Genomic DNA, 1,561 nt, shown 5'->3' on the forward strand with positions numbered 1-1,561 from the left:
CCGCGACGCCGCCCGGCCGGGCCTGCTCGACCGCGCCGGTCGCGGGGAGCTCGAGGTCGTGCTCGGGCCCTCCTTCCCGCTGACCGAGGCGGCCGCCGCGCTCGCCCTCGTCGAGTCGGGCCGCGCGCGCGGCAAGACGGTCCTGCTCCCCTGAACGAGACGTCCTCCCTCGACCTGCCGGCCCTCGGGCCCTTCGACTCCGCCGGCGCCGCGAGCCTCCTCCGCAACCACGCCCTCCCCGGAGTGGAGCGGGTCTCGGCCGACGGCCGGCGCCTGGAGCGCCTGCTCACCCTCGACGGGGCGCCGCGGCCGATCGCGCTCGAGGTGACGGAGACCGGGCTGCGGGTGGAGGCGGAGCCGGACGTGCTGACGCCGGCGGCCGCGGTCGTCCGAGCCTGGTTCGACCTCGACTCCGACGTGGTGGCGATCGGCGCCGAGCTCTCGCGGGACCCGCTGCTCGCCCGCTCCGTCGCGGCCCGGCCGGGGCTGCGCGCGACGCAGTACCCGGAGGCGTTCGAGGCGGCGGTGATGGCGGTCCTCGGCCAGCAGGTGTCCGTCGCCGCGGCCCGGACCTTCGGCGGACGCACCGCCGCGGCCTTCGGCGCCCCGGGGGAGCGCGGTCTGCTGGCGTTCCCCGCACCCGCCGCCCTGCTCGCGCCGGAGTTCGAGGCGCTGCGCTCAGCGATCGGGATCACCACCGCCCGGGCGCGGACGGTCCGGGCCGTCGCCGAGGCCTTCGCCGCCGGGCCCGTACTCGACCGCGCGGGCGACCTGCCGGAGCAGCGGCGCGCGCTCCTCGCGATCCCGGGCATCGGGCCGTGGACGGCCGACTACCTCGCGCTCCGGTTCCTCGGCGATCCGGACGCCTTCCCCGCCGGCGACCTGGTGCTGCGGAAGGCGCTCGGCCGGGTGAGCACGGCGGAGGCGGAGGCGGCGTCGCAGGCGTGGCGGCCGCACCGGGCGCACGCGGCGTTCCACCTGTGGGCGAGCACCGGGGCGGTCTGAGCGGACGGACGACCCGAGTCGAGAGGCCGCGCCCGGACCGGCGGCCGGGACCGGCCGCCGACGGATCAGGTCAGGTACTCGACGTCGTCGTACAGGATCGGCGCGTCCTCGGCGTCCGGATCCTCGACCGGGACGTCCTCGTGCTCGAGGATGACCGCGACGCCCGGGGAGACCAGCACGCAGACCTCGCGCTCGCCGGCGACCGTGAAGCTCACCATGTCGCCGCGGTTGCGCACGGCCTCGACCAGGCGCTTCTCGAGCTCCTCGGTGTCGAGGGAGACGGCGAGGAGGAAGCGACGGCCGTCGATGCTGAGCGTGGTGCGCCGCATCGTCGCCTCGGGCTCGGGAGGCGTGCCGCGTCCGCCGCGGCCCGGCGTGACCGCCTTGACCCGCAGCGACGAGGCGTGCATCCGGATGACGGCGTTCACGAGCCCGCCTCCGGGCGCGACTCGTGGTGGCGGCGGCCGCCTCGGTCAGCGGGAAGGAGGGCCCGAGCACGACCTCGAGCTCCCCGCGACCGGCGCGGTCGAGCAGGCCCGGCCGGGCGGCGTCGCGG

General features: G+C 77.6%; 3 protein-coding genes. 2 read left to right on the forward strand and 1 reads right to left on the reverse strand.

What is annotated here, in order from left to right; all coding sequences use genetic code 11:
- Positions 1-22: 22 nt before the first annotated feature.
- Positions 23-154 carry a zinc-binding dehydrogenase gene (locus tag C5D04_RS18795; protein WP_258068972.1) on the forward strand — a complete coding sequence of 44 codons (132 nt, stop codon included), beginning with the start codon at positions 23-25 and terminating at the stop codon, positions 152-154.
- A gap of 20 nt (positions 155-174) precedes the next feature.
- Complete coding sequence (locus tag C5D04_RS17715; RefSeq protein ID WP_258068973.1) at positions 175-1,005, forward strand: DNA-3-methyladenine glycosylase; 831 nt, start codon at positions 175-177, stop codon at positions 1,003-1,005.
- 65 nt (positions 1,006-1,070) lie between these two features.
- Here C5D04_RS17715 and C5D04_RS17720 read toward each other — a convergent pair whose 3' ends face one another.
- A complete protein-coding gene (locus C5D04_RS17720; RefSeq protein WP_104224172.1) occupies positions 1,071-1,433 on the reverse strand; it encodes a hypothetical protein in 363 nt (120 codons plus the stop codon).
- Positions 1,434-1,561: the final 128 nt, after the last annotated feature.

Source organism: Rathayibacter sp. AY1D2 (assembly GCF_002932695.1).
In the GTDB taxonomy this organism is placed as follows: domain Bacteria; phylum Actinomycetota; class Actinomycetes; order Actinomycetales; family Microbacteriaceae; genus Rathayibacter.